Source organism: Streptomyces sp. NPDC048560, assembly GCF_040650955.1.
Lineage (GTDB): Bacteria > Actinomycetota > Actinomycetes > Streptomycetales > Streptomycetaceae > Streptomyces.
Window position 1 is genome coordinate 1 of the sequence record NZ_JBEZIJ010000017.1, and the last position, 24,249, is coordinate 24,249.

20 protein-coding genes and 6 pseudogenes are annotated in these 24,249 nt (G+C 67.9%); 12 read left to right on the forward strand and 14 right to left on the reverse strand.

The features are described 5' to 3' along the window. The coding region (locus AB0C82_RS33425; protein ID WP_362849693.1) for a hypothetical protein at positions 1 to 588 on the forward strand (588 nt) is incomplete at its 5' end. 223 nt (positions 589 to 811) lie between these two features. Further along, positions 812 to 1,159: pseudogene (locus AB0C82_RS33430) on the forward strand (transposase); the annotation flags it as partial. Positions 1,160 to 1,164: 5 nt separating this feature from the next. On the opposite strand, the gene AB0C82_RS33435 reads toward AB0C82_RS33430, so the two are convergent. Further along, positions 1,165 to 1,973, reverse strand: a protein-coding gene (locus tag AB0C82_RS33435) for an IS5 family transposase (RefSeq protein WP_362849695.1) whose coding sequence is annotated in 2 segments (ribosomal slippage) — positions 1,165 to 1,626 and positions 1,629 to 1,973 — 807 coding nt in all. Because the reading frame shifts where the segments join, the coding sequence is not laid out codon by codon here. 41 nt (positions 1,974 to 2,014) lie between these two features. Between AB0C82_RS33435 and AB0C82_RS33440 the strand changes: the two are divergent. Next, a pseudogene (locus AB0C82_RS33440) lies at positions 2,015 to 2,342 on the forward strand (transposase); the annotation flags it as partial. Positions 2,343 to 2,805: 463 nt separating this feature from the next. Here AB0C82_RS33440 and AB0C82_RS33445 read toward each other — a convergent pair. From AB0C82_RS33445 to AB0C82_RS33470, 6 genes are all read right to left on the reverse strand, one after another. Continuing rightward, a complete protein-coding gene (locus AB0C82_RS33445) occupies positions 2,806 to 3,678 on the reverse strand; it encodes a MurR/RpiR family transcriptional regulator (protein ID WP_362849697.1) in 873 nt (290 codons plus the stop codon). Between the two features lie 99 nt (positions 3,679 to 3,777). After that, positions 3,778 to 5,070 (reverse strand): cyanophycinase, encoded by a 1,293-nt coding sequence (locus AB0C82_RS33450; protein ID WP_362849699.1) that lies wholly within the window; start codon positions 5,068 to 5,070, stop codon positions 3,778 to 3,780. A gap of 53 nt (positions 5,071 to 5,123) precedes the next feature. Beyond that, complete coding sequence (locus AB0C82_RS33455; RefSeq protein ID WP_362849702.1) at positions 5,124 to 6,338, reverse strand: M20 family metallopeptidase; 1,215 nt, start codon at positions 6,336 to 6,338, stop codon at positions 5,124 to 5,126. Further along, positions 6,335 to 7,087 (reverse strand): amino acid ABC transporter ATP-binding protein, encoded by a 753-nt coding sequence (locus tag AB0C82_RS33460; RefSeq protein WP_362849830.1) that lies wholly within the window; start codon positions 7,085 to 7,087, stop codon positions 6,335 to 6,337. Before AB0C82_RS33460 ends, AB0C82_RS33455 begins: the two co-directional genes overlap by 4 nt. Positions 7,088 to 7,095: 8 nt before the next feature. Next, positions 7,096 to 8,061 (reverse strand): amino acid ABC transporter permease, encoded by a 966-nt coding sequence (locus tag AB0C82_RS33465; RefSeq protein ID WP_362849706.1) that lies wholly within the window; start codon positions 8,059 to 8,061, stop codon positions 7,096 to 7,098. Between the two features lie 2 nt (positions 8,062 to 8,063). Then, the gene (locus AB0C82_RS33470; protein WP_362849709.1) at positions 8,064 to 9,017 is read right to left on the reverse strand and encodes an ABC transporter substrate-binding protein; all 954 of its coding nucleotides are present in this window, start codon (positions 9,015 to 9,017) and stop codon (positions 8,064 to 8,066) included. Between the two features lie 299 nt (positions 9,018 to 9,316). On the opposite strand from AB0C82_RS33470, the gene AB0C82_RS33475 reads away from it, so the two are divergent. Further along, positions 9,317 to 10,414 (forward strand): hypothetical protein, encoded by a 1,098-nt coding sequence (locus AB0C82_RS33475; protein ID WP_362849712.1) that lies wholly within the window; start codon positions 9,317 to 9,319, stop codon positions 10,412 to 10,414. 293 nt (positions 10,415 to 10,707) lie between these two features. After that, a complete protein-coding gene (locus AB0C82_RS33480) occupies positions 10,708 to 11,490 on the forward strand; it encodes a sulfite exporter TauE/SafE family protein (RefSeq protein WP_362849715.1) in 783 nt (260 codons plus the stop codon). A gap of 33 nt (positions 11,491 to 11,523) precedes the next feature. Here the strand turns inward: AB0C82_RS33480 and AB0C82_RS33485 are convergent. Further along, positions 11,524 to 11,812, reverse strand: a pseudogene (locus tag AB0C82_RS33485) (YnfA family protein). Positions 11,813 to 12,131: 319 nt separating this feature from the next. Here AB0C82_RS33485 and AB0C82_RS33490 point away from each other — a divergent pair. The 3 genes and pseudogenes from AB0C82_RS33490 to AB0C82_RS33500 all read left to right on the forward strand — a co-directional run bounded on the left by AB0C82_RS33490 (position 12,132) and on the right by AB0C82_RS33500 (position 13,632). After that, the gene (locus AB0C82_RS33490) at positions 12,132 to 12,767 is read left to right on the forward strand and encodes a hypothetical protein (protein WP_362849718.1); all 636 of its coding nucleotides are present in this window, start codon (positions 12,132 to 12,134) and stop codon (positions 12,765 to 12,767) included. Continuing rightward, a pseudogene (locus AB0C82_RS33495) lies at positions 12,737 to 12,940 on the forward strand (LysR family transcriptional regulator); the annotation flags it as partial. The gene AB0C82_RS33490 and the pseudogene AB0C82_RS33495, both read left to right, overlap by 31 nt. 299 nt (positions 12,941 to 13,239) lie before the next feature. Then, positions 13,240 to 13,632 (forward strand): TSUP family transporter, encoded by a 393-nt coding sequence (locus AB0C82_RS33500; protein ID WP_362849721.1) that lies wholly within the window; start codon positions 13,240 to 13,242, stop codon positions 13,630 to 13,632. Positions 13,633 to 13,688: 56 nt separating this feature from the next. Here the strand turns inward: AB0C82_RS33500 and AB0C82_RS33505 are convergent. The 3 genes and pseudogenes from AB0C82_RS33505 to AB0C82_RS33515 form a co-directional block, all read right to left on the reverse strand. Beyond that, positions 13,689 to 14,536 (reverse strand): annotated as a pseudogene (locus AB0C82_RS33505) (Tn3 family transposase); the annotation flags it as partial. 494 nt (positions 14,537 to 15,030) lie between these two features. Beyond that, a complete protein-coding gene (locus AB0C82_RS33510; protein ID WP_362849724.1) occupies positions 15,031 to 16,005 on the reverse strand; it encodes a YihY/virulence factor BrkB family protein in 975 nt (324 codons plus the stop codon). A 467-nt stretch (positions 16,006 to 16,472) separates the two neighbouring features. Continuing rightward, on the reverse strand, positions 16,473 to 16,763 hold the full coding sequence (locus AB0C82_RS33515; protein ID WP_362849727.1) for a DUF5133 domain-containing protein: 291 nt from the start codon (positions 16,761 to 16,763) through the stop codon (positions 16,473 to 16,475). 1,019 nt (positions 16,764 to 17,782) lie between these two features. Here AB0C82_RS33515 and AB0C82_RS33520 point away from each other — a divergent pair. The 3 genes and pseudogenes from AB0C82_RS33520 (at position 17,783) to AB0C82_RS33530 (ending at position 20,009) form a co-directional block, all read left to right on the forward strand. Next, the gene (locus AB0C82_RS33520; protein WP_362849730.1) at positions 17,783 to 18,172 is read left to right on the forward strand and encodes a LysE family transporter; all 390 of its coding nucleotides are present in this window, start codon (positions 17,783 to 17,785) and stop codon (positions 18,170 to 18,172) included. Further along, positions 18,130 to 18,423 (forward strand): annotated as a pseudogene (locus tag AB0C82_RS33525) (LysE family transporter); the annotation flags it as partial. The gene AB0C82_RS33520 and the pseudogene AB0C82_RS33525, both read left to right, overlap by 43 nt. Before the next feature lie 749 nt (positions 18,424 to 19,172). Continuing rightward, positions 19,173 to 20,009 carry a hypothetical protein gene (locus AB0C82_RS33530; protein WP_362849733.1) on the forward strand — a complete coding sequence of 279 codons (837 nt, stop codon included), beginning with the start codon at positions 19,173 to 19,175 and terminating at the stop codon, positions 20,007 to 20,009. A 258-nt stretch (positions 20,010 to 20,267) separates the two neighbouring features. Here the strand turns inward: AB0C82_RS33530 and AB0C82_RS33535 are convergent, their stop codons facing one another. Both AB0C82_RS33535 and AB0C82_RS33540 read right to left on the reverse strand, forming a co-directional pair. Further along, positions 20,268 to 20,849 (reverse strand): DUF2399 domain-containing protein, encoded by a 582-nt coding sequence (locus AB0C82_RS33535; RefSeq protein ID WP_362849735.1) that lies wholly within the window; start codon positions 20,847 to 20,849, stop codon positions 20,268 to 20,270. A gap of 37 nt (positions 20,850 to 20,886) precedes the next feature. Next, complete coding sequence (locus tag AB0C82_RS33540) at positions 20,887 to 21,093, reverse strand: hypothetical protein (protein ID WP_362849738.1); 207 nt, start codon at positions 21,091 to 21,093, stop codon at positions 20,887 to 20,889. A 498-nt stretch (positions 21,094 to 21,591) separates the two neighbouring features. Here AB0C82_RS33540 and AB0C82_RS33545 point away from each other — a divergent pair, with 498 nt between their 5' ends. Beyond that, positions 21,592 to 21,771 (forward strand): hypothetical protein, encoded by a 180-nt coding sequence (locus AB0C82_RS33545; protein ID WP_362849740.1) that lies wholly within the window; start codon positions 21,592 to 21,594, stop codon positions 21,769 to 21,771. A gap of 1,212 nt (positions 21,772 to 22,983) precedes the next feature. On the opposite strand, the gene AB0C82_RS33550 is transcribed toward AB0C82_RS33545, so the two are convergent. After that, positions 22,984 to 23,976, reverse strand: coding sequence for a LacI family DNA-binding transcriptional regulator (locus AB0C82_RS33550; protein ID WP_362849742.1), 993 nt, complete (start codon positions 23,974 to 23,976; stop codon positions 22,984 to 22,986). Positions 23,977 to 24,249: the final 273 nt, after the last annotated feature.

A 24,249-nucleotide genomic window follows, 5' to 3' on the forward strand; every position in this document is an offset into this window, starting at 1 on the left:
TGGACCTGGGCGGACGACGACGCTCCGTTCTCCGCGCGTAAGCAGGTCAACGGCACCTGCTGGGACGTCCAGGGCGCGTCGGAGACGACGTACGACGGCTCAGCCGAAGGGGAGACGATGACCACCGTTTTGGAACGCCCCGCCAGTGCCGCCACCGACCCCACCGCAGCCCCCAGGGACCCGGGTGCGTTCATCCCGGGCGAGCAGTGGGCGAAGCTGGCCGGGCTGTTGATGCGCGACTACCCGTTCGACTCTGTCATGGCCGAGCGGGTGCTTGGCCAGGCCATCGCCTACCTGATCACTGCGATGGAGCACCGTGGCCAGGCGCTCGGCATGGGTCCCGGCCGGATCGTCGACATCGGGGTCCACACGATGATCTTGGACACTCAGGCGTACATGGAGTTCTGCGAGCGGTACAACGGCGGTGCGTACCTGCATCACGTGCCCCTGGTGGAGATGAAGGGCGATGGGAGCGTGGTGCGCACCGCCGATGTCATCGCCGCCGCGGGCTTCGATGTCGACCGTCCGTTGTGGGAGGCCGATTCGACGAAGTGCACCCCTTGCCGCCCCGGTGAGGACGGTCACTGACCGGTCTCGTGTCTGCCCGGCCCTCTGCCCACCGCATCGCGGGCAGGGGGCCGGATTGCGGGCTCAGCTTGTCGTTCGGGTGAATCGGGTCGGGCTGCCACGTCGATCATGACGGGCGGTACAGGATGGGCCCGTGAATCTGTCCTCATCCGCCTCAGCAGCCCCCGATGTCTGGCAGAGCAATAGACCGTGTCCTATGTGGGTTCGGCTCGCTGGGTCGGTTATGGGGCGGGGTACGTGGAGTTGGATTGTTCCGGACGGGCTGTGGGAGATCGCGGAGCCGCTGATCCCTTCGTCGAGGGTGCGCCCGCGGGGCGGGGGGACGCAGGACACGCCTGATGAGACCCTGTTCGCCGCGATTATCTACGTGCTGGTCAGTGGGTGCGCCTGGCGGGCGTTGCCGCCGCGCTTCGGGGTATCGAAGTCGACGGCCCACTGCAGGTTCCTGATCTGGTCCAGAGCTGGTGTCTGGGGTCGGCTCCACGAGGAGATCCTGCACCGCCTGGACGACGCCGGCCTGCTCGACCTGACCCGGGCAGTGCTCGACTCCGCGCAGGTGAGGGCTAAGAAGTCATCTCATTTGGCGAGCCTGCGGTAGCAGATGAGGGTGCAGGCGATGCTGGTGAAGGCGAGGAAGTGGTCGGCCTTGCGTTCGTAGCGTCGGTGGAGGCGGCGGCAGCCGGCGAGCCAGGCCATGGTGCGTTCCACGGTCCAGCGGTGGCGGCCGAGCCGATGTGAGGACTCGACTCCCTTGCGGGCGATGCGGTGGGTGATGCCGCGTTCGCGTAACCATCGCCGCAGGTGGGCGTCGTCGTAGCCCTTGTCGGCGTGGAGTTTGCCGGGCTTGCGCCGTCGCCGGCCGCGGCGCGAGCGGATCGGCGGGATGCCCTTCACGAGCGGGATCAGGGCCTGGCTGTCGTGCAGGTTGGCCCCGAAAATGCCGACGGATATGGGCAGACCCGACCGTTCCGTGATCAGGTGGATCTTCGAGCCGTACTTGCCCCGGTCGACAGGATTCGGACCTGTCAGGTCCCCCTTTTCAGGGCCCGCATGTTCACCGAGTCGATCGCGCAACGCGACCAGTCCAGCTCGCCGCGGGCGCCGAGTTCGTCGAGGACCAGGCGGTGGAGCTTGGCCCACACCCTGGCCTTCGACCACTCTGAAAACCTCCGATGGGCGGTCGCACCCGACGGGCCGAACGACGCCGAAGGTAGCTGCTGCCAGGTACAACCCGACGTAGCCACGAAGACGATCGCGGCCAGCACTTCCCGATCGCCGTGCCGACGCCGACCACCGCCCCGCGGCCGCGACGGCGCCTCAGGCACCACCCGCTGGAACAACACCCACAACTCGTCCGGCACCAACCGCTCAACGATCCCCACCATGACTCACAGAATACCGAGTCAACCAAATGAGATGACCTCTAAAAAAGGGGGGCGAACTCACAGGTCCGAGCCCTGTGGACCGGGGCAAGCCGGGTTCCAAGATGCACGTCCTGTCGGACGCGACCGGACTGCCCCTCCTCGTCGGCCTCTCCGCGGCGAACACCCATGACAGCCTCGCGCTGAAGCCCATGATCGAGGGTCACCAAACGAGACGCGACCCCCACCGAGGCCGGTATTTCAAGCCCCAGCGTCTCCACGTGGGACAAGGCATACGACGTCCCTCACCTGCGGAAATGGCTCTGGGGCAAGCGCATCGGTGTCCATGTCGCCCGGAACGGAGCCGAGTCCAGTGAACGGTTGGTTGGGCGGTACGCCGCGGTGACCACCAAAATCACCGGCCCCAGCCGGTCCGGCGGTGCGCCCGACCCCCGGGGCATACCCTTCGCGCCGGGCAATGGCGACGGTCCGGGGAACGTGTCCGGCGGCCAGGCAAAGTGGCATCGGTTCCCGCCGACTAGGGCGCCGCCCTCGGAGCGGACGTACAGCCCGACGGCTCGGCGTCCGCCCGCCACAGCGGCGGAGTCCCAGTCTCAGGAGGGGAAGAAGAGCGATACCGGTTCCGGTCCGAACGTGGACGGCGGTTGTCCCCTCGCAGAGACCGGCGGCTCCGATCCGGTATTGCCTCTGCCGAGGAGCGGAAAGGCGGTTGGGGTCAGGAACGCTTACGCGGGCGATGCGGAGAAAGCCCGCGCCAATCACCACGATCCCTGCGCCGATGGCAACCCTCGGCAGGGCAGGGGCCTGTGTGTGCGGGGTCGACGACGCCCGCCCGTCAGTACAGTCCCGCCCGGCGTGCGATGTCCTCGCCGTGCTGCATGCGGCGGCGGGCTTCGTCGCCCAGTGTGCCCATCACGCCCGCGACGACGGTTTCCAGAACCGCGAGCGTAGGGACGAGGCTGTCGTAGGGGGACGGGGCCGTCACCTGGCTGGGCAGTACCACCTCGGCGTGCGCCGCCGCGGGGGAGAGCCAGGTGTCGGTGAAGAGGACGACCTTGCCGCCCTGCTCCTGGACCAGGGCGGCCATTGTGGTCTTGTCGTCCTCGTAGCGCCGGTAGTCGAAGACGACCAGTACGTCGCGGCGAGTGAGGGCGGCGAGCACGGCTGTGCGCTCGACGTCGCGGTCGGGAAGGAAGCGGACGTCGTCGCGCAACTGCATGAGGTGCAGGCCGAGGTACTGGGCGAGCAGGTGTGTGAACCGGCCACCGACGAGGGTGACGCGCCGCTTGCCGTCGGCCAGGAGCCGTACGGCATGCTCGAAGTCGTGCGGAGGCAGCTCGGCGAGGGTTGCGGTGACAGCGGAGGTGAATACCTGGCTCCCGTGCCGGAGCAGCGCCGACTCGGTGTCCGTCTCTTCGGGAGGAGGACGGAAGTCGGCCGAGGAGTAGAGGGTCAAAGGAGAGGCGTTGCGTTCGTCGAGCTCCGCACGCAGTGCCGCCTGGAAGTCGGGGAACCCCCGATATCCCAGCCGGTTGGCGAAGCGGATGACGGTGGGAGCGCTGACAGCGGCCCGTTCGGCGAGCACGGCGACGGTTTCGAATCCGGCGGCCGGGTAACCGGCCAGCAGGACGCGGGCCACCTTGCGCTCGGCGGGGCTGAGCTCGCCCAGCTTGTGCCGGATCTCTTCTGCGAGCGCGCCTGAGGCCATGGTCTTCGGTTCCCTTCGGGTGTGCGGACTGCTCGGCGAGCCTACGGGGCGGGGACCGGTCTACGGGGCGGCCGGTCCCCGCACGGGGCGGTCGGCGACTCAGCCCGTGGCCACGCCTACGTACAGCCCGATCAGGGTCTGCGGTGTCGAACCGTCCTCGCTGAAGGCGGTGAACGCGGGCGGCTTGGAGAAGGCCACCGTGAAGCGCGGGCCGTCCTCGTAGGTGGTCGCCTCCGCACTGCTCTGTGCACTGGTGGCGGCCAGCGCGCGTGCCGTTCGCAGGAATGAGTACGGAACGCCGGCTGGGTTGGCCGCCGAGTAGAACACGTCGGTGTTGGCGGCGATGGGTGTGGTCGCGTGCGGGGCGAGCGGGCGTTTGCCGGCGGCGGGGACCGTACGCCGGCGGAGGGGGTCGTAGCGGTCGCCGTCGGTGAGATAGGAGTAGCGCACACCGGACACGGACCAGGCCGCGCCGTGCGCCGCGCGGGCCGACCGCAGGTCCAGGACGGCGACGCCGCGCGGCCCGAGCACCCGCAGCCGCTCGCGCGCGCTCCCCGGGTGGTCCACGACCAGGGCAGTGTTCTCCTCAAGGGCGTATACACGGTCGTGGCCCGTGTCGGAGGCCAGCCGGATCGCCCGGCCCTCTCGGCCGTACGCCCCGGTATGTGTATCGATCAGCCCGGAGCGGAGGAAGCCGAAGCCGCCCTCGGGCTCGTAACCGAGACGGGTGGGGTCCTCGAAGTACCCCGGGCTGCTCCCGTCACGCAGACCCTCGTAGGACTCGCCGCCTGTCACCATGTCGCGACCCGCGGCGATCTGCGCTCCGGCGCTGGAGCCGGCGACGACGGCCCCTTGTGCCAGTTTGGCCCTGATGGCCGCCAGGACCTTGGAGTCGGTGTGCGCGGCCCCGTGCAGGAGGGTGGTGAGGTAGCGCGACTGGTCGCCGCCGCCGAAGAAGAACCCGGTCATGGAGTTGACCTGGCGCACGACGGCGTCCGAGTCGGCGTTGGAGGCGGAGTCGAGGTCGAGGGGTATCCACTGCGCGTCGGCCGCACCGTGCCGCTCGAAGAGGCCGGCGTAGTAGGCCCCGTTGCATTCGGAGTTGCTGCACCGCTCGGGGTCGCCCGCTTCGGGGTCCTGGCTCGGGGGGACGGATGCGGCGGTGATCACGCCGATACGGGCGCGGCTGCCACCGGCTCGTTCGATGATCTCTCCGTACACCTGTGTGTTGTCGTCCTTCAGGGCGCCGCCGACGAGCACCAGCGAACCGCTCTGCCGCGAGGCATACGGGCTGTCGGCGGCGGCCACCGCCGGAGTGGCGGCGAGCGTGAGCAGGAGGGCGGTGGCCCCGCCGGTGAGGGCGGTGCGCCGGGTGGGGGAGTGGGTGCGCATGGGAGACCTCCGGATGGTGTTGGGAAGCAGTTGGCGGTTGATCGGCGGAGTCGTCACGCGGTCCCGGCGTCACCCAGCGTCGCGATGAGTGCGGCCAGCAGGGCGACCCGGGCGGGTACCGTCGTTGTGTCGAGCCATTCCTGGGGGCTGTGGTCGGCGCCGCCGACGGGGCCTAGGCCGTCCAGGACCGGCACGCCGACTCCGGCGATGATGTTGGCGTCGCCGACTCCGCCCGTGGCCGCGGCGTCCAGAGACATCCCCAGCTCCCCGGCCACCGAGCGTGCGTGGGTCATCATGCGGCGGCCGGCTGCCGTGCTCTCCATCGGAGGGCAGAGGTCGAGCTGCTCCACCGTGACGGTGGTGCCGGTGACCGCGGGCTGTGCGGCGGCCCCTTCAATGGCGGCCCTGGCCCGTGCGATCCCGTCCGCGGTGGCCGAGCGGACCTCGACGCGCAGCTCGGCTTCCGGGCAGACGATGTTGGTACGGGTGCCCGCCCGGAGCACGCCGACGTTGATGGTCACATCGTCCCAGCGGCCGTTGAGTGCCTGGAGGGCTATGACGAGGTGGGCAGCGGCCAGGGCCGCGTTCGCGCCGCGCTCGGGTTCGATGCCGGAGTGCGCGGCGCGGCCGGTGACCGTCAGAAGGAAGTCCGCGACGCCCTTGCGCGCGATCACCAGGTCGCCGTTCTCACGGGCGCACTCCAGGGCCAGCGCGTAGTGCGCGTGCCGGGCCGTCCGCTCGGTAACGGGACGGCTTGCGGGCGAACCGATCTCCTCATCCGGGGTGGCGAGGAAGACCAGTTCGTCGTAGTCCTCCACGCCGGCCTCGTCGAGGATCTCCAGCGCTGTCAGCCCGGCGAGCAGGCCGCCCTTGTCGTCGCTGACGCCGGGCCCGTGTGCGAGGGATCCCACGACGGTGAAGGGCCGCTCCGCCGCGGTCCCGTCGGGAAAGACGGTGTCCATGTGCGCGGCGAGCAGGATTCTGCGCCCGCCGTCCACGTCTGTGAGCCGTCCACGCCTGCGGCCGATGACCACGTCCCCGGTCGAAACGCCGCCCACCGGGTCGGGGGTGACGCGTTCGACGGAGAATCCGAGCGAACAGAGCCGGTCCGCGGTCCAGTCGGCGACCCGGTCGACCCCGGCGGGACTGTACGAGCCGGAGTCGATGGTGACCAGCGCGGCCAAATCCGACAGGAACCTGCCGAGGCGCGCCTGGGCGTGAGGGAGCAGATCGGTGGCGCGTGGCCGCTGCCGTGAGGGCGCGGTCACAGGACCTTGGACAGGAAGGCACGCGTGCGTTCCTGCTCCGGGTCGACCAGTACCTGCCGGGGGTCACCGGCCTCGACCACCACACCGTCGTCCATGAAGACGGCCGTGTCTCCGACCTCGCGGGCGAACCCGATCTCATGGGTGACGACCACCATGGTCATGCCGTCTGCGGCAAGCTGCCGCATGACATCCAGGACGTCACCGACGAGTTCGGGGTCAAGGGCGGACGTCGGCTCGTCGAAGAGCATCAGTTTCGGTTTCATGGCCAGGGCCCGGGCGATGGCGACGCGCTGCTGCTGGCCGCCGGAGAGCTGAGCGGGATAGTGGCCAGCCCGGTCGGCGAGCCCCACCTGGTCGAGGAGTCTTTGGGCGTCGGCGCGGGCCTGAGCGGTGTTCGTTCCGGTGATGCGTACGGGCGCCTCCATGACGTTCTGCTCGGCCGTCAGGTGCGGGAAGAGGTTGAATCGCTGGAAGACCATTCCGATGTCACGGCGGTGAGCGGCGATCTCCTTCTCCCGCAGCTCGTGCAGCCGGGTTCCGCGCCGCTGGTATCCGACGAGTTCGCCGTCCACCGCGAGTGTGCCTCCGTCGATCTTCTCCAGGTGATTGATGCAGCGTAGGAACGTGGACTTTCCCGACCCCGAGGGGCCCAGCAGACAGCAGACCTGCCCGCGTTCGACGGTCAGGTCGATGCCTTTGAGGACTTCGAGCCTGCCGAAGTGCTTGTGCACGCCGCGAGCGTGCACCATGGGCACGCTCAACGGCCCTTCTCCTTCCCGGTCGTGGTAGCGGTTGCCCGGCTGAATCCGGTGAGCATCCGCTGCAGGGGCGAGCTGTGCCCCCCGTGCGCCGCGCCTCTTCCGTAGCGCCGCTCCAGCCAGGCCTGCGGAATGCTCAGCAGGCTCACCAGGGCGAGGTACCAGATGGAGGCGACGACAAGCATCGGGATGACCTGGTAGTTCTGCGCGTACACGTCCTGGATGTTCGACATCAGGTCGTGTGCCGCGATGACCGAGACCAGGGCCGTCATCTTCAGCATGTTGATCGTCTCGTTGCCCATGGGCGGGATGATCACTCGCATGGCCTGAGGGAGCACGATCCTGCGCATGGTCATCCCCGGTCGCATGCCGAGCGAGTGCGCGGCCTCGGCCTGGCCGGTGTCGACCGACTGGATGCCGGCCCGGACGATCTCCGACGCGTACGCAGCCTCGTTGAGACCGAGGGCGAGCAGGGCGGCGACGGTCGGGGTGAGGAGGGTGTTCGTGTCGGCCTGTACGAAGGTGATGTCGGTGAATGGGATGCCGATGAGCACATTCTTGTAGAGGGCGCCCGCGTACCCCCAGAAGATGATCTGGACGAGGAGCGGGGTGCCGCGGAACGCCCAGACGAACAGGGAGGACAGGCCGTAGAGGACCGGGTTGGACGAGAGTCGCATCACCGCGATGACGGTGCCGAGGACGAGTCCCAGGGCCATGGCCGCGACGGTGAGCCACAACGTGGTGGCAAGGCCGTCGAAGATCAGGTCGGCGAAGAGGTAGTCGCCGATGATGTCCCAGTGCAGGTTCGCGTTGGTGGCCAGCGAGCCGATGAGGCCCGCCAGCGCGGCGATCGAGACGAGAGCGGCGGCCCAGCGCTCGTAGTGCCGTACGGGTACGACGGTCAGCCCCTCGTCCGCCGGAAGCTCGTGGTCGGGAGGAAGCCCCGTGAGTGCGGTGTAGGTCATCTCTAGTCGACCGCCGCGTTCTTGGTGGCTTCCTTGACCGCGATGGAGGCCACGCCGTACTTCTCGAAGATCTTGGTTGCCGTCCCGTCGTCGATCAGGGACTGCAGGGCCTTCTGGATCGCGTCGGTGAGCTCGGGGAGCTTCTTGCTGACGGCTATGCCGTTGGGGGATGCCTGGTAGCCGCCGGCCGCCGCCGGGTCGTCGACGACCTCGAACGCGTTGCCGCCGTCGGCGGTCTTGGCGGTCCAGCCGGCCGCGGGCTTGGTCAGCACCTGGGCGACGACCTTGTCCGCGCGAAGGGCGAGCTGTGCGTCGGAGTCCTTGGGGAAGGTCAGGATGCCGATCTCACCGCTACCGGCCTTCTCGCACGCCTTCTGGTGCTCCTTGAGCAGGTCGAGCTGGTTGGTCGCGGCCTGCACGGCGACCTTCTTGCCGCACAGGTCGACAAGTGTGGTGATCTTCTCGGGGTTGCCCTTGGCCACCATGATTCCGGAGCCGGAGAAGGAGTAGTCGACGAAGTCGACGACGGCCTGCCGCTCCTTGTTGTCGGTCATGGCGGACATGGCCACGTCGAACTTGCCGGCCTGGATCGCGGGGACGATCCCGTCGAACTTCTGCGGTGTGAAGGCGAACCGGACCCCGAGGCGGGCTCCGATCGCTTGTCCCAGGTCGTAGTCCAGGCCGGTGAGCTCCTTCTTCCCCTCGCTCACGAACATCTCGAACGGCGCGTAGGGGACGTCGGTCGCCACGCGTACGGTGCCGGCCTTCTTGACCGCGTCGGGGAGCGAGTCGTGCAGCTTCGTATCCTTCTTGACGGTCATGCCCGCGACTTCCGCCGACGCGGGCACCTTCGCAGCGGCGGTTCCGTCACCCTCTCCGCAGGCCGCGAGCACCAGCATCGCGGCGGTTGTCAGTGCGGTGGCCGTAGCGCGACCGGAGACACGGACGTACCTCATGTGCGTTCCCTCCCGAAGGATCGTCGGCCGAGGGTGACTTCGCTCTCGGCCCGCCCCAGAAATTACACAACGACATTAGATCTGCATAGATGTAATGAGCGTTACTTCGTTGTGACGTGACGAAGGGGAGCTCGGAACGAGTCGGTGCAACCGTGGTGGAGCTGGATGCCACCCACTCCGTGGGCAATCGGGCGACTCCCCATCGTGTTACATCTGGCGCACAGTGCCCTTCATCTGTACGTTCCATCACCACCGGCGAAACGTCGGTCCCTGAACCCCTCTTCCCCCGGGAGAACTCCGTGCTGCCGAGATCCACCACCCACCAGGTCCCCTCCCGGCCGCCCACCGGGGCAGGACGCAACGTCCTGCGGCTGACAACCTGCCTGGCAGCTTCCATGGCCCTGCTGGCCCCCGTCCTGATCGCGGCCGAACCCGCCCACGCCTCCGCCAAGCGCATCCGGCTCGGCAACTCCTCCGACGTCAGCCGCGGTGCCTGGTCCGGTCCCGCCCACACCATGAACGGCTCAGGCGCCGTCGTCCCTGCGACGATGACGAAGGCCATCGACGCCATCCGCGGCGGAACCGGCAGCCTGGACGTCGTGGTTCTCGCCGGCTCCGCGCCCACCTCGGGTAGCGCCACCCCCGAGTGCGACACGGTCACCAGGCTGGCCGGCGTCAACTCCTGCACCACCTGGACGCTGACCACGCGCAACGACGGCAACAACAGCGCAGCCAACACGGACATCCGCAACGCCGAGTTCGTGTACTTCGCGGGCGGCGACCAGTGCGACTACGCCAACTGGAAGGGCACCGCCCTCCAGGCATCGGTGAAGTCCGTGGTAGCCAAGGGCGGCGGCGCCGGCGGAGGAAGCGCCGGTCACCACATCAACAGCTCGATCGTGTACGACGCCTGCGACGGCAGCGTCACCTCCGACGAAGCGCTCTACGACCCATACGACCCCTACATCACCTTCACCACCGGCATGTTCACCTGGCCCAACTACGCCAATACCATCAACGACTCCCACTTCGTCAGCCGAGACCGCATGGGCCGCACCATGGCCTTCGTCGCCCGCGCGATCGAAGACGGCCTCACCACCGGCGGTGCCGCATGGGGCGTCGGCGTAGACGACGGCGGCTCCTTGTCCATCGACCGGAACGGCCTGGCCACCGTCTCCGGCGCCGACGCCTTCGTCGTCCTGGGCGACCACCGCCCCGAACGAGCCGACCCGGACCGCTACCTCACCTACCACGACTACAAGATCTGGCGCCTGCGCCCCGGCCAGACCTACGACTTCAAAAACCGCCCGACCTGCGGTTACTACCTCCGCAGCATCGTCACAGGCATCGCGGACAGCAACCTCTACGACGGGACCCCGGTCACCTCCTGCCAGTGACCGATCCCCCCGGTCGAAGAGATGCGCCCGCTGCCCGGCACCAGTCCGGCAGCGGCTGCACGCACGCCGGTAGTGGCCGACAGCGCGCAGATGACCCTGATCCGGCGCGCGCGAGACGGCTGCTGCGCACCCACCACCCACGGCTCCCGCCGGAGCCGTTGCGGCAGATACGGACGGGTGCGGTTGCAAGCCCGGATACAACTGCTGCTCGTGAACATCTCATTGCCGGCTCGCGATCCCGCCTCGTGTTCCATCGATACTGACCGGGCGATCTAGCGGCGGCGGGGGCAGCGGTGGAGTGGACAATCTGGGCCGGCTTCGCGGCCGGCCTGCTGATCTCGACGGTGACCGCTCCGGTCGGCGTGTCCGGAGCGGTCTTCCTCTTGCCGGTACAGCTCAGTGTCCTCGGCGTGCCGAGCCCCGCGGTCACGCCAACGAACCTGCTTTACAACGTGGTCGCCGGGCCCGGAGCCCTGTGGCGCTACCGCCGCGACGGGGCTCTGCGGAGCGGTCTGGCTCGGCACCTGGTGGCTTGGACGCTGCCCGGCGTTGTCGCCGGTGCCGCCATCCGCGTCTTCGCTCTCCCCGGCCCCGACGTCTTCCGTCTCCTGGTCGCGGCCTTCCTGTTGCCGCTCGGCGTGTGGCTGTGGCTGCGCACTCTGCGCCCCGCCCGGCGGCAGCCGGACGCGGCGGGGCCATCGGCACGCGTGCTCGCCGCCTTGGCTCTGACTGTCGGGGTGGTAGGCGGGATCTACGGGATCGGAGGCGGTTCCCTGCTTGGCCCCGTCCTCGCGGCGCGCGGCATGCCCCTGGCCCGCATCGCACCGGCTACCCTCGCCGCTACCTTCACTACCTCCGTCGCCGGGGCCGCCGCGTACGCCGTGCTGGCCCTGGCGAGCCCTGGGCCCGTAGCGCCTGACTGGTGGCTGGGCATGGCCTGCGGCCTGGGCGGGCTGATCGGCGGCTACCTCGGCGCCCGGCTCCAGCCGCATCTGCCCGAGAGCACGCTCCGGCTCCTGCTCGGCACGCTCGCCTCCGGTCTCGGCGCGCTGTACGCCGCCCAGACCTTGGCCTGAGCGGGTGAGGCACATTCAGTGGCCGCGCGGGGTCTACATGATGAACACCCTCCCGGCCAGGCAGACCAGTGCGCCAATGATGTCGAAGCGGTCTGGGCGGCAGCTGTCAGCGGCCATGCCTCATGCAATCGACCCGGCGACGAAGATCCCGCCGAGCGCGAGGATCCGGCCGAAGTTGTCGTCGGACTGGAAGGCGGCCCCCCCCGGCTACACACCGAGCCCGATGACGCCGGCCGACCCAGAACCAGCACTTGTGCTCGCGGATGCCCTGCCAGACCAGCCGGGCGCCTCCGATCTCGAATAGGGCGGCAACGATGAGCAGGGCGACAAGGACGACGGAGACTCTCCAGAAGCAAAGCGGGAAACGGCGGGAAGGGGAACCGCGGTCAGGTGGGCACCCGAACAGTTCGGTCAGCAGCACATCGCCATCGGCCGGCGCGCGGTCCTCCACGTGCAGGTGCAGGCCGTCAAGATGGAACCGGCAGTCGAAGAACGGGCAGCATTGCTGTTCGGTCGCCGCCAGTTCCGCGACCCGCCTCCACTCCGCAGCCTGCGCCTCCGGCGGGCCTCGCCGGGGGCTCTCCGCAGGACCGGCGGGCGGAACGGGAACCGGTCTGGGGGCGAGGCTTGTCCTGTCGTGCGTGAGTCCCGAGATTCCCGGCCGTCAGGCTGAGCGGCGTGGCCTGCGTCTCTGGAACGTCGGCATCGTCCTGGTCCTGGTGTTCACCGGCGCGATCCTGGTCGCCGGCTTGGTGTTCTACACCGGATGGGACCTGCTCGGCGCCCGGGAACTGAAGCAGCGGCAGAAGATCGATTCCAAGACGCTGTTCGATCTGGTGAAGCTGGCTTTCGTTGTGGTCGCCGGAGTTGGTGCCCTGGTGGCGTTGGTCGTGGCCTATCGCCGTCAGCGCGTCGACGAGGACGCCGCCCTGCGCGAGACCACCCGGCTGCACAACGAACGCTTCACCACCGCCGTTTCCCAGCTCGGCGACAAGAGACCGACGGTCCGCCTCGGCGGAGTTCACGCCCTGGCCGGACTCGCCGACGACGCCCCCACCCGCGAGCTCCGCCAGACCTGCATAGACGTCCTCTGCGCCTTCCTCCGCCTGCCCTATACCGCGGAGAGCGACCTCCAGGCGGGAGACGCGGGAGCCAGGCACAGCTATCTCGCGCTGCGAGAAGCCCGGCACACGGTAATCCGGCTCATCCGCCATCACCTCCGACTGCCGCACGAGCATCCCCGCTGTGGCTCGGAGCGGTGGCTGCCGGCCGCGTAGCGCTGGCCCCGGCGTCGACGGCCCGTTTCTACTCCCACCCGGAGGTGGTGTTCCGTCCAGTCCCCGGGGTCTCACCGAGCCAGGTAGGGCTGGCCCGGCCAAAGGGCCGGACACGCGAGGCGGCGCAGGATGAGCTGCTGGAGGCCATCGCGAGGCGGTTGGGCCGGAGCTGACGACAGGGCCGACGGACTGTCGGCATGCAGCCCGGCCGGATCGGCGCCACTTCCGGAGGCAGCCGCGTTGAACGGGCTCGCCCAACACGAGGACACCCATGGCGACCGCCTCGGTCGGGTGTGCGCGGGCTGTGACCGCCGGCCGCGCCGCCCCGATTGCGCTCAATGTTCGATGCGAACACTCAACCTTCGCTGCGGCAGGTCACCTCGGAGGTCCGGACGAATCGTGAACACGGTCCCGGTGCCTTCCCCCGAAGGTCCGAGCCGGTGGTAGCAGGCAGGGGCCGCCACCGGGCCTGATGGCCGCGGCCCTGTTGTTCACGCACTTCTCCACGTTGGGGACCCTCGATCTGCCGCTGTGGGCGCGGGTCCCGCTCGGGGTGGCGGCCGGGTTCGGCATCGGTGTGGTCGCGGCCATCATGGGCGTGGCCGGCGGCGAGCTGCTGATCCCTACGATCATGCTGCTCTTCGGGCAGAACATCAAAACCGCCGGGAGCCTCTCCCTGCTGGTCTCCCTGTCGGCCATGCTCGAGGCCTTCGCCCGCTACAGCCGTGACGGCAGTTTCGCCGTGCTGGGCGCCAACCGCCGCTTTGCCCTGGTCATGGTCGCGGGCTCGATCGCCGGGGCGGTGCTCGGGGGCTGCTGCTCGGCGTGTTCCCGGACGTGGTCCTCATCCCCGCGCTGGCCGTGATCCTGCTCATCTCCGCCGTCAAGCTCGCGCGCCACGACCGAGCAGCCCGGGGCCGCCTACTCCTCTTCATCGTCGTCCTCGACGGCGTCCGGATCGCGGCAGGGCCGCAGCCCCTGGCCGGGACCGCTGGCCTTGATGTGGATCAGGTAGCGGCCCAGGAAGTTGATGTGCCGGTCCTTGAGCGGGGAGAGGCGGGCGACGTCCTCGTCCTTGATGTCGTGCCCCACGGCGCGGAGCCGGGCGACGGCCGCGTCGAGGTAGCGGGTGTTCCACAGCACCACCGCGTTGAGGACCAGGCCGAGGGCCGCGAACTGGTCCTCCTGGCCCTGACGTTACGCCTGGCGGATCTGGCCCCGGCCGCCGTGGCAGATCGCGCGGGCGAGCCGGTGGCGGGACTTCTGCACGGTAAGCTGCCGGTTCATCAGCCGCCGGTAGGGTGTCGTCGACCGGGTCGACCACGGCGAGCAGGTGCATGGTCTTGTCGATCCGCCCGTACTCGGCGAACGCCGCCCCCAGCGGCGTCGGGTGGTCCTCGCGGCCGAACATCCGCAGCAGGTCGTAGGCCCGGACCTGGTTGGTGATGAGTGATCCGGCGACCCGGAGCATGTCCGGCCAGTGCGTCTCGATGCGCTTGAGGTTGACCTTGTTGCAGGCCACGGCCTCCAGTGGACCGTACCCGTCGGCCAGCGCCTAGCCGTCGGGCAGGTCGGCACGCCAGAACCGCTAGTCGGCCAGGTCGCGGAAGCGCGGGGCGAAGCGGAAGCCGAGCATCTTGTACAGGCCGAAGGCCATGTCGGGGTAGGAGGCGTATGTCGGTCGCGACCATCTCCGGCTTCACCCCGCCGTCGAGGTTCAGCAGTGTGTCCAGGGTGTAAAGGCTGTGTCGCGGGGTGCCGCGGACGACGGTGGAAGTCGAACTCCGCGTAGAACCGGTCCCAGACCGGTTGAGACGCTCAATGTCAGGCCCGTCGGGAAGCGTCGCCAGACTCCAGGTGACCGAGGCAACGGGCTCCTTGATGGCCGGCCACTTGCACGAGCTCGGCTCCATTGGGAAGAGTCCATCTGCCTGTTCGGTGATGAGCTCCTTGACGCCGTGTCCGCAGAGGTCGACAAGGTTCTTGGTCCGCCGATACGGAGGTCCGGCGCAGGTGTAGGTCACCTCTGAGCTCGGTCCTGGCTCATGGTCTCGCGAGAATGCGTGGCGAAGCCCAGCGCATCGCGACGCCGAAGGTTGCGCGGCCTCCACTCGATGGACCTCAACCGATGGGCGTGAAAGGCCGTGCATTCCCGCTTGTGCGGGCTCCTTTACCCGAACGCGGTGTTGTTCGGGAGCGTGATCAACGAATCAGCACGCGCGTAAGCGGCTATACGGTCCGACGGAACCCACTTCGGGACGGCTCAGAGTTTGCGAGTATCGCGGGGCTCTGCGTAGGGCTCCTCGTCGTCCGGGTGTCCGGTTTCCAGTGCACGGCCGCGTTCGAGTTCGGAGTTGAACTCGAGGCCGAGCAGGAGCGCGAGGTTGGATATCCACAGCCAGACCAGGAAGATGATGATCCCCGCGAAGGTGCCGTACGTCTTGCCGTAGCTGCTGAAGTTCGCGACGTAGACAGCGAACAGGCCGGATGCGACGAGCCAGATGATCACGGCCAACAGGGCACCGGGGAGTACCCACCTGAAGCCCCGCTTGACGTTGGGAGCGGCCCAGTAAAGCAGTGCGAACAGCAAGGCGACGAGCACCGCGATCACGGGCCACTTAGCAATGTTCCAGACCGTGACGAACGTGTCGCTGAGGCCCAGGATACTGCCCACTTTTGCGGCGAGGGGGCCGGTAACGACCACGCCGACGGCTGCGACGGCGAGGACAAGCACGACGGCGACCGTGATGCCAAATCGTGTCGGGAGGGTCTTCCAGACCGGACGGCCTTCGCCGATGTCGTAGACGGAGTTCGACGCGCGCATGAACGCCGCCACGTAGCCTGACGCGGACCACAAAGCAAGGACGACGCCGACGATCAGGGCGGTCAGTGCTTTGCCCCCGCTGCTCTGCAGTTGGGTCACCATGCTGCTGAGGATGTCCTGGACCGCGCCGGGAGCGAGGCTCCCGATGTTGTCGACGAGGGACTTCGCCGCGTCCTTGCTCACGAGTCCGAGGATCGAGACCAGCGCGAGCATCGCCGGGAAGATCGCGAGTATTGCGTAATAGGTGAGTGCCGCTGCGCTGTCACCTAGATTGTCGGCCTTGAAATTCGCCAAGGTCCGTCGCAGAACACCCTTCTTCGACTCCTTCGATAGTCCTGATGGCTTGTCGACGGGCGGTTCACCGTCGGAGCGGGCAGTCTGGCCCGGCTGTTCCCGCTCGGAATCACGCTCCATGATGTCTCCCCATGACAGGGTGATCGGCGAAAGGGCTTGATGAGACGAGTGGTCGCGTTGTCGGTCGCCTTCTCACGCAGTGTGCCTGCATGCGTGATCCACGTCATTTGTGAGATCCGCCGAGCCCGGGCGGCCCCTATCCGCCGAGAGGCTGCCTCGTGACAACCAGCGTGCTCGGACCACGCCGGCACCACGAGACCTTGAGCCCCTCCCACCAACGTCGCAGAGTATGCCTGCTCTCGCCACTCCGGACGACGTGTGTCATCGACCGTGCGCGCCTCCTCGCAGTCGTGCGGACTCTGCTATGCCCGCCTGCCGCCGGGTGCCTTCCTTCTCTGGCGGCAGGCACCTTCACCTTCGACGATGGGCAGTGGTCCGTCGTGGTCGAGCCATGCGGCCCGGCGGGTCGACCGAGGTGCAGCCTTCCCCCTGCCTGGGCAGAGGGAAGGCCATGAGGGAAGGGATCTTCAATCCTGGCCTGACGGCCCGGCTCTCTTCGCCACGTAGGACACGGTCCAAGGACGCGTTGTTCCGGCAGTCAGGCGGGAATCCTCCTCAGGTCGGACGCCGGGCAACTGGTGGTGGGCGGCAATGAGTGCGGTGTCGACGTCACGTGTGCCGGTCGAGACGCACAGTGTGTAGGCGAGATCGTCCATGCGCTGCTGCACTTCCAGGTTGCTGTTCTCGGATTGCAGGATCCGCAGGGTGGCGTACTGCTCAAGGAGGTTCTGCAGGGCTGCTGGGTGGGCCATCAGCATCGGACGTTCTCCTCTCGCCCTGGCAGGGGGTACTCGCCAGCCCGTATACCCCAAGCATTCATCGTCCTACCACCTGAGTTCCATGCACGCAGCGGTCGAAGCCCGGGGCAGAAGGTCGTGCGAATCAGTCGGTCGAAGCGGCCTGCGGGAACCTGGGCCTGGCTCTGGAGTAGAAGCCGCACAGCTGAACTGGATACGGCGCCGGCCTTGCGTACGCGGCCCTTGACCGCGCACGAGGCCTGCGGCGTCACCCTCCCCGGATCAGTCGCTGGTGAGCGGTCTGCAAAGACCCGAGCTCGCTGGGCAGGTCTCGCCAGGGTGAGCAAGCCGACGCGACCGACGAAGTGTAATGGGAGGGTCAGAAATTTCGTCAGGACCATGAGGTGTGCGTGGGCACGGTATTGCGGGGCACAAGGACGCGACAAGCCTGATAACTATCGATCCGAGGTTAGCCAGGATGTACCGGTCGGGCGTGACGGGACCGCTGTAAAGCAGAGGTGCGTACACGCCTGCGAGACTCGACGATGGGAACTGACATGATCCTGCTTGGTGCCATTCTGCTCATAATAGGCCTGCTTGTCGGCATGTCGTTGCTGACGACCATTGGCGGTGTGCTCGTCGTGGTGGGCGCCGTTCTGTGGCTCCTAGGCGCAAGCGGACGTGCGGTCGGCGGGCGTAAGCACTATTTCTAGCGAGGGTTTCGTCCGCGCTTCTCATGTAGCCAGCGGCTGAAGAGAGCTGCGGTACGTGCGGGCGGGCCGCGACGACGTCTCGTCGCGGCCCACCCGCAGGTGGATCAGCGCATGTCGAAGTTGCCGGGCCCGCGAGGCCCTGACAGCGCGTCACCGGGGCCCGGCAAGCCGCTCTAGCTCCCCAGGCATTTCGTGGTGGGGAGCCGCAACAGTCGCGTCATCGAAGCCGTTGCCGCTTGGCGTGTTCAGGTCCGCATACAAGCGTGATCGAGACGCCCATGAAAGGTGAGGCCCGGGCCCAGGAAGTCGTATGTCCGCCAAAATGCTGTGATTTCCAGGAGTGGTCCTGCTGGCCTACGCCGTGCCGGGGCCGGACTCCCTCGGCGTCACCGTGCCGCTGCCCGGAGACGCTCCCTGGGGCGCGCCGCCGCATTCGGTGCACAGGCCGGGCTGTGCGTTCACATTGCCGCAGCAGTCGTAGACCTCTCGCTCTTCACCAGCCGATCAGCTCTCGCCCACACCATGATCAAACTCGCCGGGGCGGCCTACTTGATGTACTTGGGAGTGCGTACCTTGCTTGCGTCTCGCAGGAGTGGCAAGGCTGACGGGGCACGTCAACCGAGGGGAACGGCTGTGCCGAGGGATCGAGCGGGAGTGAGGACAATCGGACCGCGGGCCGGCCGGGGTGGTGGCAAGCCTTCGCTGAGGGGCTGTTGACCAATGCACTCAACCCGAAAGCGTCACTGTTCTTCTTGAGTGTTCTTCCGCAGTTCGTCGATCACGACAGTTCTCGGGTACGGGAACAAATTCTCCTGCTGGGAGCCCTCGATGTGGCTGTCGGTATGGGCCGCCGGAATCCGTGGGGGCAGGGCGTGAGCATCTCGGCGCAGGTCCTGCCGACTGCCTGGTCGGCGGGGATCTGCTCGATCTGGCCGAAGAAGGCGTCCCGCGGCAGGGTGGACTTCTGAAGGCGGATTCCAGATCCATACAAGGCCGGCCCTTATTGTCGAAGGCCAGCACGTCGGCACGCCAGGTCGGGTCCTCGCTGCTCACCTCCAGCTCCGCCCGCCATCCCGCTGCCCGGGCCATCATGGCCAGCTCCAGCTTCAGGAGATGACGCTCTGGCGACTCGTTCGCCAGCTCACAGTCCTGTGGTCGCACCTGGTGGTAGAAGTGGCGCACGCTGTACTGGGAGGCTCGGGCGAAGACCCGGCCGCCACACTCCGGACACGCCAGCCGCAGCCCTTGACCCGACTGACGCCCGCCCAGGCGCGGCCGCATCCGAGATCGTCCAGCGACGCGCCCAGCCGACCCCAGACCGGATGTACAGCGGTGTACCCATCAGCCCTCCTTAATCCCTAGTGTCCCCACGTCGGACCGCCTCCGGGTCTTCATTCCGGAGATCGGCCGAACCCGGTCCCCTTCCGGCCGGTGCTGACCGCAGACACCTGCTGCGGCTGACCACACCGACCATCCGAGCCCCGTGCTGAGCGCAGATCACGCACGCGCTCGAACTCGGACCACCCGCCGGCCTGAGGACCGCCCGATGACGCGCCCCATTTTTTGCCTGCCTGGATCCGGCCTACGTGTGCGGCGAGTTGGCGAGATGCCGTCGGCCTGGCCCGCAGGGCCCTGGCCAGGCCCGCGATGCGGCAGCGGGTCAGAGGCATCGGTCGTTCCGGTGCAGTGCCGCCCTTGTCTGCGGCACGATCAACCCATGGATCTTCAAGGAGTGGGGGCGATCGCGGCCGCCGTTGTCGCCGCGGTGAGTGTCCTCACGGTTTTGATCGTCGGTCTCAGGCAGTCGGGAGCCGGCATGCAACAAGCCCAGGCGACCTACAGCGCGGCCCTCGATGCAGTGACGGCCCAGGCGACGGCATCCCACAACCAGTGGCGGCGCGGCACCCAGAGAGACGCCTACGCCGCCTTCCTGCTGGCGGACCATCAGGTCCGCGAGGCTGCTGATCGCCTCCTAGCCGAGCCAACCTCCGACCGCTCGTTCCTGGACGGGCTCATGGCGGAGGTCAGCAGGGCCAAGGCAGCGATGCGCGCGGCGTACGTCGTCGTAGACCTTGAAGGTCCGAGCGGCCTCGCGTTCACCGCCGACAGCATCCTCACCCACGCCTTTCTCGTGGCTGAGGCCAATCAGCGCGAAGCAGTCATGGAACGGGCGTGGCACCAACTGGTTGAGATGAGCGAAGGAAACTGGCTGGCGGGCGGTATGACCGCTGTCTCCCGCGACCGGGCCCGCGCGTTTTTGGAGTGCCTGGTGCGCGTCCAGGTGACTATCGCCGCCCGGTCGAGCGAGGACTACTCCAGGCCCGGCGCCACGGACGGCGAGATGGGTGAGCGAATGGCCGAAGTCGTCACGGCGATGGGCCGGGTAGGTGAAGAACTCAGCCCCAGGGACAAGTCCGTGCTCCTCAACATGCACCTCCAGGGCCGCCCCCGCCAACAAAGCGATTACGAGGAGTGGACCGCCGAGTTGGAGCGGGCGCGAGCTGAGTTCGTACTCGCTGCCCGTACTGAACTCGGCGCCCACCCCAGCACCTGATGTCAGCGCCCCGCTCTGGCGCGGAAGTTGTTCGGCCGCGTACCCGGGTGGCGAGTGACCTCTGGAACCTCATCCACGCGGCCGCTGAGGCGGCGACACGGCGGCTGAGCCGTCTGTGACGCCGCGCGCGCCCTGGGCGCGCCTCAATCCTGTCGTTGCCGGCGAGCAGCAGCTCCTGGTGGAATCCGGGCGGAGTCGACGTCAGGCCCAGCTCATATCACGCCAACGGACGTGCTCAGTCGGCTTCCGGGTACCTCGTCAGTGGTCCGAGAGCATGCGGGGGCTTCCACCCCTGCTGAATGGGGCCCGGGCGGGCGGGGTCCACGGGTCTGGGTGGGGGGGTGTCGCTGCGGATGTCATCGAGGAGGTCGTTGAGAAGGGCTTCCTCGTAGGCGGGGCGGCCCTGTGCGCACATGGCTGTGTGGGGAGCGGGATCCCATCCCGTCTCCGGGAGGTGTTCGGTGTCCAGGGGGTGCTGGGACGGGTGGGGTGCAGGCTTCGGACGTAGTCGTTGGCGTTCATACGCCATGGACGCGCACGGGGGACGGCGCTTAGGGCAGTGCGCATGTGCTGGATTCCGGAGGCGTCGAAGGCGGCGCGCACGGCGATGTTCCAGCCGCTGTCCGCGAGGCGAGCCAAGGTGTCGAGTTCCGTGGCTGAGGGGGTGCCGACGGTACACAGCAGCCGTACGGGGATGGCCGGGGGGTAGTTCGAGGGCTGCTGTCGTGACCGAGGGGTTCTCGGTCGCGAACACCCAGGAGCCTTCACCTGGTGGGGCGGGGCAGCTGACGTCGGTGAGGATGGCAGGGGGCAGGACGAGGGGAAACCGGGCGGGCACATGCCAGCCGTCGGGGGTGGACGCCGAGGCTGAGCAGTCCTACGCCCGCGCGGTCGAGGTCGACGCCGAGGATGCCCCTGCCGTGCGGGGCGGAATTTGGGCGGTGGTGAGCCCGGCGGCTGCGGCTTCGGCCAGGATCCGTCCGGCCAGGTCGGTGCCCGGGTCCAGGCCGTGCGGGTCGCCTGCCGCTTTGAAGGCCAGCAGCCGGCGGTCGATATGGCCCTGCGTGGGCAGCAGCCGCAGCACCTCGGCCGCGGTCTTGAGGAGTTGTTCGGGCGCGGTCGACCGGACATTCCTCTACCGTCACCCTGACCCGCTTGAACCAGTCCACGTGCTGCCACTGCCAGCACCCCAGTCAAGGACGGGCGGATGGCGGCGGTCAGCCGCACCTCCCTCCAGACCGATCTCGCGAACGCGCTGGAAGCTAACAAACGCCTCACCGCACTAGCCCGGCAGCTGGAGAAACGCCTATCGACCCCAGCTCGGCGACACCATCTGGGCCGAGTCCGGACTCGGAGCACCTGTCGTCATCGATCAACTGCAACGCCGCATCACCCTGCTCGAGCAAGAACGGGCCGACGCACGGGGACAGCTGGAAGAACGGACCGAGGAGCTCGACGCGGCACGAGCAGTCAACCGGGAACTGACGCGCGCGCTGAACCAGCCGGTTCCCTCCAGATGAACAAATTCGATCACAGTGGGAAAATTGACGTGCATCCATCCAATTACTGGAAGGAGCAACCAATGTCTGAAGAACACATCATCTTCGAACGCCAGGCGGAAGCGGAACGCCAGGCTGAGGAACAACGCAAGGCCCAGGTCGAAGAAGAGCAGCGAAGGGCCGCAGAGACCAAGGCGAGGGCTGACGCAGAGGAAGCCCAAAAGGTGCAAGAACTTCAGAACAGAAGCCGCTACGGACGCTGAACGACCGTTCGATTAGTTCCGCACGGTCAGCTGTCGGCAGACACGTTACGACCGACAGCTGACCTGTTCGGAGATTGAGCACCGGGCTCACCCGAAGTGGCTCTACATCCAGAGTGAACGCCCGTCCACTGCACCGGAGGGACGCCGACTACTCCGGCAGCAAGTATCCGCTCCTCGCATAGCGGACGAGCCGTCCCCGCGGCGTTACCGCAATGGTCTTCCTTCGTCCATCCTCATCGGACGTCGAACTCTGAATCACGTTGGCATCTTCCAGGGTCTTGATGTGAGGGACCATGGCCTGCGGGGAGTTGAACCCGAACTATTCAAATTCACCGGGGGAAGAGTTTTCCTGAGATTCTTGTTCAAGATGTCGTAGATGAGCCTCGCCCTGACTGCCCCCGGCCGCCGCCTGGCCGGCGGACCCGCACTCGCCGAGCTGGTCGAAGAAGGCTGGCAGCCGGTCCTCCGTCCATCCACTGCGAGATCGACCGCTGGTGCCTGGCTGAGGATGGATGACGCCAGCAACAGAGCCCGACCGGACGGCACCACTGTCACATTCAATGAGCCGCACGCCGGAGCTCCGTCCACGGGCGACGTGTAGTGCGGGAGGAGTGCCCGACTTCCCCAACGGCACCAGAGCTGTCCTGGCGTCACGCAAGTCCGGCCAACTGGCGAGTAGCGGGGTCCAAAAGCAGCGGACACTGTATCGAGGACCGCGTTGACGGTCCTTGTCAGCTCCTTCTTTCCGGCCGTCCCGCGCTGGGCGCCGCGGCGTATGCCTCGCGAATGCGCAGTCGCGAGAATGAGGGCCAGGGCCAGGAGCACACCCCAGAGGGCTACGGTGCCGTATGTGAGAACTCGTGCAGCACGACGGTCCGGGAGTGCTCAGGGGTGCTGTTTCGGCCGGCAACGAGGCCGCCGTGCGGGCAGAGAATCGGTCGGCGATTGCGGCTGAAGGCCGCCGCGCCGGTGGTGATCGCGCGCCGGTTTACGGCTACGGAAACGGCGCCACCGCACTTCCCAACCGCGTCGGCGGAACGGGGCGCCTTCTCCACCAGTCGACGAGCCGGAGCGAAGTGTCGGGGGCGGGCCACTCTCCGCTCCTGATATCCCGTCAAGAACGCACCGGGGCGGATGAGTAGCTCCGGCGCGAGCGGAGCGCCGTCGGCGTCGGCGCGCTCCGCTCGCGGGGTGAAGTGTGCTGACAGGGAATCAGGTCGACTCGCGCACGACGAGTTCGTTCGGCATGATCACCGGCCCGGTGGGGCCGCCGTCGACCAGGCCGAGGAGCAGGTGGACGGCGGCGGTCGCCTGGTCGGCCATCGGGCTGCGCACCGAGGTGAGCGCGGGACTGGTGTAGGACGCGGCTTCTATGTCGTCGAAGCCGATGACCGCCACATCTTCGGGGACACGTCGGCCCGCTTGATGGAGGGTGCGCAGGGCTCCGATCGCCATCAGGTCGTTGGCTGCAAACACCGCATCGAGGTCGGGATCGTCCTCCAGGAGCTGCCGCATTGCTTCGGCGCCGGAGGCTCTGGTGAAGTCGCCCAGTGCCACGATGGAGCGACGACCGGTGTCACGCAGCGTCTGACGGTAGCCATCTAGACGCTCACGCGCCTCGTACAGTTCGAGCGGCCCGGTGATGGTGGCGATCCGGCGCCGACCACGCTCCAGGAGATGACGTACGGCCAGCGCCGCTCCGCCGGCGTTGTCCAGCGCGACGTACGGGACGTCCTGTGCGGAGGTGCGATTGAAGGACACGACAGGAAGGCCCTGCCGGGCCAGTGCGGCCGGCAGCGGATCCGTACCGTGCAAGGCGACCAGGAGCACGCCGTCCACATGCCCGCCGGCGATGTACTGCACGACTCTGGTCCGGCTCCGGTCCGATTCCGCGAGCATGAGCACGAGCCGTTTGCCCGCCTTCTCGAGCTCTCTGCTGACGGCGCGGACCACGGCGGAGAAGAGGGGGTCGTCGGAGACGACTCCTTGAGGCGGGTCGGATACCACCACGGCGAGGGTGTCTGTGCGGCGGGTGACGAGATTGCGTGCCGCACCGTTGGGCACGTAGCCCAGTTCGTTCACGGCGCGCATGACGATGTCTCGGATATGCGGGGCGACCGTCGTCTCGCCGTTGATGACCCGGGAGACGCTCGATTTGGACACGCCGGCTCGGGCGGCTACCACATCTAGAGTGGGGCGTTTCATACCTGTCCGTCCCCTGTGCCGCCGCCCGGGTTCGTGCGCGGGGCGGGTTTTCTCATCAGGGTGACCTCCGGCTCTGCGTCATGGCGATGCGAGCAGCGTATCCGCAGGCCGGGGCGACACGAGCGTGCTCGGAAAGGCGCCTCCCTCAGCGCCGCTCCCGTGGCAGGCGGCGCGCCGCGTAGGCCATGAGGGACCGCTCCCTCTACACGTCATGAGTGTTACGTCGCCGTTTTTACGAGGTGAAGAAGCTCTTGACAGCCTTCATCAGTCCCT

Bases quoted from the DNA above. Each gene is read 5' to 3' on its own strand.
- AB0C82_RS33445 (WP_362849697.1), bottom strand. From the start codon at position 3,678: ATGGCCTCAGGCGCGCTCGCAGAAGAGATCCGGCACAAGCTGGGCGAG.
- AB0C82_RS33450 (WP_362849699.1), bottom strand. From the start codon at position 5,070: ATGCGCACCCACTCCCCCACCCGGCGCACCGCCCTCACCGGCGGGGCC.
- AB0C82_RS33460 (WP_362849830.1), bottom strand. From the start codon at position 7,087: ATGGTGCACGCTCGCGGCGTGCACAAGCACTTCGGCAGGCTCGAAGTC.
- AB0C82_RS33465 (WP_362849706.1), bottom strand. From the start codon at position 8,061: ATGACCTACACCGCACTCACGGGGCTTCCTCCCGACCACGAGCTTCCG.
- AB0C82_RS33470 (WP_362849709.1), bottom strand. From the start codon at position 9,017: ATGAGGTACGTCCGTGTCTCCGGTCGCGCTACGGCCACCGCACTGACA.
- AB0C82_RS33500 (WP_362849721.1), top strand. From the start codon at position 13,240: ATGGCCGCGGCCCTGTTGTTCACGCACTTCTCCACGTTGGGGACCCTC.
- AB0C82_RS33510 (WP_362849724.1), bottom strand. From the start codon at position 16,005: ATGGAGCGTGATTCCGAGCGGGAACAGCCGGGCCAGACTGCCCGCTCC.
- AB0C82_RS33515 (WP_362849727.1), bottom strand. From the start codon at position 16,763: ATGCTGATGGCCCACCCAGCAGCCCTGCAGAACCTCCTTGAGCAGTAC.
- AB0C82_RS33530 (WP_362849733.1), top strand. From the start codon at position 19,173: ATGGATCTTCAAGGAGTGGGGGCGATCGCGGCCGCCGTTGTCGCCGCG.
- AB0C82_RS33535 (WP_362849735.1), bottom strand. From the start codon at position 20,849: ATGTGCCCGCCCGGTTTCCCCTCGTCCTGCCCCCTGCCATCCTCACCG.
- AB0C82_RS33545 (WP_362849740.1), top strand. From the start codon at position 21,592: ATGTCTGAAGAACACATCATCTTCGAACGCCAGGCGGAAGCGGAACGC.
- AB0C82_RS33550 (WP_362849742.1), bottom strand. From the start codon at position 23,976: ATGAAACGCCCCACTCTAGATGTGGTAGCCGCCCGAGCCGGCGTGTCC.